We start from the raw sequence: 5,499 nt of genomic DNA, 5'->3' as shown, positions 1-5,499 counted from the left end.
TCGTCCGCGACGCCCGGATCCCGATGATCTACGAAGGCGCAAATGGCGTTCAGGCGCTGGATCTGGTCGGTCGTAAACTGGCCACCGATGGCGGCAAGCATGTGATGGCGTTCTTCGATCTGGTGAAGACCTTCATCAAGGACAACGACGGCAACGAGGCGCTGAAAACCGGCTTTCTCGATCCGCTGAAACAGGCCAGCAAAGACCTTCAGGCCGCGGGCATGTATTTCATGCAGACCGGCATGAAAAACCCCAATGACGCGCTGGCCGGGTCCTATGACTTCATGCATCTCTTCGGTCAGGTCTGCATGGGCCTGATGTGGTCGAAAATGGCCAAGGTCGCACTTGAGGCGCTGGATAATGCCCCGGCGGACCCTGAATTCTACCAGACCAAGCTGGTCACCGGCCGCCACTATATGTCGCGCCACCTGCCGAACACCGCACTGCACCTGACGCGGATTCAAAGCGGCGGCGAGACAGTTATGGCTCTGGATGCCGCAAACTTCTAAGCTATCACCGGGGGCGCCCACCGCGCCCCCGCCACAAGGGAGGATCACCGTGCCAAAGCGTCTGCGCCTGACCCGCCGCTTTCCCGTCGCCATGACCGAAGGCGGCTATCGCCGCCTGCGCCGGTTCGCCCGCGAGGCTGATCTGGACGAAGGCGAGGCCCTGTCCTTCCTGTTCGAACATTTTGACAGCGTCACCGACCACACCAATCTGACCCACCGCCTGCGCCTGTTCAGCGCCGGTCTTGAGGCCCGGAAACGCTGACTCTGACGCTAGGAAACGCCGAAAACCCGGGAAATACCCTTGTTTTTTTCTTGGTAAAAATACTCAATCCCCGCGCGACTTGGGCGCGCCGCAAAGAGGACCACGCATGACCATCAAACTTTACTGTTTTGGCGAAAGCGGAAACTCCTACAAAGCGGCTTTGACGCTGGAACTGGCCGAGCTGGAATGGGAACCGATCTTTGTCGATTTCTTCAACGGCGAGGCCCGCTCGCCCGCCTATCTGGAACTGAACCCGATGGGCGAAGTGCCGGTGATGATCGACGGCGACGTGACCCTGACCCAATCCGGGGTGATGCAGGATTATATCTCGTCCAAGACCGGAAAATTCGGGGGCCGCAGCGCCGCCGAACGGCGCGATATCCTGCGCTGGATGTTCTGGGACAATCACAAGATGTCGTCGCAATGCGGCACCACGCGGTTCCTGATGAATTTTCTGCCGCCTGAAAAGCGCCCGGCCGAGGTGATCGCCTTCCTGCAAGGCCGCCTCAAGGCCGCGTTCAAGGTGCTGGACGGCGAACTGGCCAACAAGGATTGGCTGGTGGGCGATCAGCCGACCATCGCCGATTTCGCCTGCTGCGGATACCTATACTACCCCGAGCCCTTCGGCTTTGACCGGGCCGATTGGCCCAACATCGATCGTTGGCTGGACGGCATCGCCGCCCTGCCCGGATGGAAACACCCTTATGATCTGATGCCCGGAAACCCCAGTGACCGGGCCGGCTAAGAAGAGAGAGACCATGACAGACGCATATATCTATGACGCCGTGCGCAGTCCGCGCGGCAAGGGCCGCCCCGATGGCAGCCTGCACGAAGTGACCTCGGTCAACCTGAGTGCGCAGATTCTGAACGCGATCCAGTCGCGCAACGGCCTGACCGGACATGCGGTCGAGGACGTGCTTTGGGGAAATGTCACCCAAGTTGGTGAACAGGGCGGCTGCCTTGCGCGCTCGGCGGTGCTGATGTCCGATCTGGATGAAAGCATTCCGGGCCTGTCGATCAACCGTTTCTGTGCCAGTGGCATCGAGGCGGTGAACCTTGCCGCCAATCAGGTGCGTGGCGGGGCCGGTTCGGCCTATATCGCCGGCGGTGTCGAAATGATGAGCCGCGTTCCCATGGGCAGCGATGGCGCCGCCATCGCGATTGACCCGCAACTGGCGATGAAGACCTATTTCGTGCCGCAGGGCATCTCGGCCGACATCATCGCCACCGAATACGGTTTTACCCGCGAACAGGCTGACGCGCTTGCCGCCGAAAGCCAGCGCCGCGCCGCTGTGGCGATCTCGGAAGGCCGGTTCGACAAGTCGATCGTGGCGATCAAGGATCAGAACGGCCTGACCATTCTGGACCGCGACGAATATCCGCGCCCCGACACCACCGCTCAGACGCTGGCCGCGCTGAAACCCGCCTTCAAGGACATGGGCGAGGTCATGCCGGGCTTTGATGCCGTGGCGATGATGAAATACCCGCATCTTGAGCGGATCAACCACATCCACCATGCCGGCAACAGCTCGGGCATCGTCGATGGTGCTGCCGCGATCCTGATCGGCAACAAGGAATTCGGCGAGGCCAACGGCCTGAAACCCCGCGCCCGCATCCGCGCCACCGCCAAGATCGGCACCGATCCGACGATCATGCTGACCGGCCCGGTGCCGGTGACCCAGAAAATTCTCGCTGACAGCGGCATGTCGATCGGCGACATCGACCTCTTTGAGGTGAACGAGGCCTTTGCCGCAGTCGTGCTGCGGTTCCAGCAGGCATTCGATGTCGATCCGGCGTTGGTCAACGTCAATGGCGGCGCGATTGCCATGGGTCACCCGCTGGGCGCCACTGGCGCGATCATCATCGGCACCCTGCTGGACGAGCTTGAGCGCACCGGCAAATCCACCGGCCTTGCCACGCTGTGCGTGGCCTCGGGCATGGGCGCCGCGACGATTATCGAGCGCGTGTAACCGATGGCTGTGATCGATCTGGATACGGTTCCGGTGAAAACCGGCTCGATCTATCCGGCGCCTTATGCCGAACAGATGGCCGGGCGCAGTTCGCTGCGTCTGGGCCAGGCGGGCGGCCTGACGCAATTCGGGGCAAACCTTGTGATCCTCCAGCCCGGCGCGCGCTCGTCGCTGCGCCACTGGCACGAGAACGAGGACGAATTCGTCATGGTCACCCAAGGCACCTGCACATTGATCACGGATGATGGCGAAACCGACATGACCGAAGGCCAATGCGCCGCCTTTCCGGCGGGCGTGGCCAACGGACATTGTTTCGTCAACAACACCCGGACCGAGGCGCGGTTTCTGGTGGTGGGCAGCAAGGCCCAACACGAGATCGCCTATTACTCGGATATCGACATGAAAGTTGAACTGGCCGACGGATCGGCCAGGTTCACCCGCAAGGATGGCAGCCCGCTGGATCAGAACTGATCGCGCGGCGCATATTGGATTGGCCCGGAGAGGGAGAAAAACATGACTGAATTTACCTATGCCGTAGATGGCGATGGCGTTGGGGTGATCACTTGGGATCTGCCCGGCAAAAGCATGAACGTGATGTCGCTGGAGGGTCTGGCCGAGCTGGAAACCCATATCGACGCCGCGCTGGCGGATGACGCCGTCAAAGGCGTGGTCATCACCTCGGCCAAGCCGACTTTTGCGGCGGGCATGGACCTGAACGTTCTGGCGCAGATGCAGGCAGCGGGCGGCGATAATCCGGCCAAGGGGCTGTTCGATGGTTCGATGAAGCTGCACACCTTCATGCGCAAGATCGAACGCGCCGGCATGGACCCGAAAACCCTGAAAGGCGGCAAACCGATCGCCGCCGCCCTGCCCGGGACCGCGCTGGGCATCGGTCTGGAACTGGCGCTGTGCACGCACCGGATTTTCTGTGCCGACGATGACAAGGCCAAGATCGGCCTGCCGGAAATCCTGATCGGCCTGTTCCCCGGCGCGGGCGGCACCACCCGCCTGCCGCGGAAAATGGGCGCAATGGCGGCGGCGCCGTTGCTGCTGGAAGGCAAGCTTCTGGACCCGAAGAAAGCTCAGGCCATCGGTCTGATCGACGAGGTTTCCGCCGATCCGATGGCCGCCGCCAAGGCGTGGGTTCTGTCGGCCACCGACGACGATATTGTCAAACCGTGGGACAAGCGCGGCTATAAGATGCCGGGCGGCGCGCCGTATCACCCGGCCGGGTTCCCGATCTTTGTCGGCGCCAATGCGATGGTTCTGGGCAAGACCAAGGGCGTCTATCCGGCGGCCAAGGCGGTGCTGGCGGCCGTCTATGAAGGCGCGCTTGTGCCCTTCGATCAGGCGCTGCGGATCGAGGCCCGCTGGTTCACCAACATCATGATGAACCCGTCCTCGAAGGCGATGATCCGGTCGCTGTTCATCAACAAGGAAAAGCTGGAAAAAGGTGCCTCGCGCCCGGCTGGCGTTCCCGATCAGCAAGTGAAACAGGTTGGCGTTCTGGGCGCGGGCATGATGGGCGCGGGCATCGCGCTGGTTTCGGCGCTGGCCGGGATCAAGGTGGTGCTGGTCGATCAAAGCCAAGAAGCCGCCGATCGCGGCAAATCCTACAGCGCCAAATACATGGACAAGGGCATCGCCCGTGGCAAAGGCACGCCTGAAAAGAAAGAGGCGCTGCTGTCGCTGATCACCGCCACCAACGATTACAACGCGTTGGCAGGCAGCGATCTGATCGTCGAAGCCGTGTTCGAAGATCCGGGCATCAAGGCCGAGGTCACCAAAAAGGTCGAGGCCATCGTCGGCGAAGACTGTATCTTTGCCACCAATACCTCGACTCTGCCGATCTCGGAACTGGCCAAGGCCAGCGTGCGGCCGGATCAGTTCATCGGCATCCACTTCTTCTCGCCGGTCGACAAGATGGCGCTGGTCGAGATCATCAAGGGCGCCCAGTCGGGCGATCGCTCGGTCGCCAAGGCGCTGGATTTCGTCCGCCAGATCCGCAAGACCCCGATTGTCGTCAACGACGCCCGCTATTTCTACGCCAACCGCTGTATCCTGCCCTATATCAACGAGGGCATCCGCATGGTCGGCGAAGGCGTGGAACCGACGCTGGTCGACAATGCGGCCAAGCTGATGGGGATGCCGGTCGGGCCGCTGCAACTGGTTGACGAGGTGTCGATCGATCTGGGCGTCAAGATCGCCAAGGCCACCAAGGCCGCGATGGGCGACGCTTATCCGGATGACGATGTTGACGCGGTGGCGTTCTGGATGGCCGATCTGGGCCGTCTGGGCCGCAAGTCGAACTCGGGCTTCTATTCCTATGATGAAAAGGGCAAGCGTCTGGGCGTCTGGGACGGTCTGGCCGAGAAATACCCGGTTCGTGACGATCAGCCCGATCTGCACGAGGTGCAGCACCGCCTGATGTTCGCGCAGGTTCTTGAGGCCGTGCGCGCGCTGGAGGACAATGTGCTGCTGGATATCCGCGAAGGCGATGTCGGCGCCATCCTTGGCTGGGGCTTTGCGCCGTGGTCGGGCGGGCCGTTCGGCTGGCTGGACATCCTTGGCGCCGCCCGCGCGGTTGAAATCTGCGACGACCTGACCGCCCGTTTCGGCGCCCGGTTCAGCACACCGGCACTGCTGCGCGAGATGGCCGACAAAGGCGATCTGTTCTACGAACGCTTCAACAAAGACGCAGCAGCCTAAGCAATCTCAGGGCGCGGCAGGCCTGCTTGCCGCGCCCTTAAAACCGATA

General features: G+C 62.1%; 6 protein-coding genes. All 6 read left to right on the top strand.

Annotated elements, in window-relative coordinates:
• Nucleotides 1-509, top strand: a 509-nt coding sequence (locus tag ABYW26_RS09675; RefSeq protein WP_372604614.1) for an acyl-CoA dehydrogenase, incomplete at its 5' end; no start/stop codon positions are given.
• Nucleotides 510-558: 49 nt separating this feature from the next.
• Nucleotides 559-771, top strand: coding sequence for a hypothetical protein (locus ABYW26_RS09670; RefSeq protein ID WP_372604612.1), 213 nt, complete (start codon nt 559-561; stop codon nt 769-771).
• A 106-nt stretch (nt 772-877) separates the two neighbouring features.
• Nucleotides 878-1,516 carry a glutathione S-transferase family protein gene (locus ABYW26_RS09665; protein ID WP_372604611.1) on the top strand — a complete coding sequence of 213 codons (639 nt, stop codon included), beginning with the start codon at nt 878-880 and terminating at the stop codon, nt 1,514-1,516.
• A 13-nt stretch (nt 1,517-1,529) separates the two neighbouring features.
• A complete protein-coding gene (locus ABYW26_RS09660; RefSeq protein WP_372604609.1) occupies nt 1,530-2,741 on the top strand; it encodes an acetyl-CoA C-acetyltransferase in 1,212 nt (403 codons plus the stop codon).
• A gap of 3 nt (nt 2,742-2,744) precedes the next feature.
• A complete protein-coding gene (locus tag ABYW26_RS09655) occupies nt 2,745-3,212 on the top strand; it encodes a cupin domain-containing protein (protein ID WP_372604608.1) in 468 nt (155 codons plus the stop codon).
• Between the two features lie 42 nt (nt 3,213-3,254).
• A complete protein-coding gene (locus ABYW26_RS09650; RefSeq protein ID WP_372604607.1) occupies nt 3,255-5,450 on the top strand; it encodes a 3-hydroxyacyl-CoA dehydrogenase NAD-binding domain-containing protein in 2,196 nt (731 codons plus the stop codon).
• Nucleotides 5,451-5,499: the final 49 nt, after the last annotated feature.

The organism is Actibacterium sp. (assembly GCF_041584535.1).
GTDB lineage: Bacteria > Pseudomonadota > Alphaproteobacteria > Rhodobacterales > Rhodobacteraceae > Actibacterium_D.
Note: the sequence above shows the minus strand (reverse complement) of the source record. Positions and strands in the feature narration are given on the sequence as shown.

Coding starts and splice junctions, on each gene's coding strand:
- ABYW26_RS09665 (WP_372604611.1), top strand. CDS start 878: ATGACCATCAAACTTTACTGTTTTGGCGAAAGCGGAAACTCCTACAAA.
- ABYW26_RS09660 (WP_372604609.1), top strand. CDS start 1,530: ATGACAGACGCATATATCTATGACGCCGTGCGCAGTCCGCGCGGCAAG.
- ABYW26_RS09650 (WP_372604607.1), top strand. CDS start 3,255: ATGACTGAATTTACCTATGCCGTAGATGGCGATGGCGTTGGGGTGATC.
- ABYW26_RS09655 (WP_372604608.1), top strand. CDS start 2,745: ATGGCTGTGATCGATCTGGATACGGTTCCGGTGAAAACCGGCTCGATC.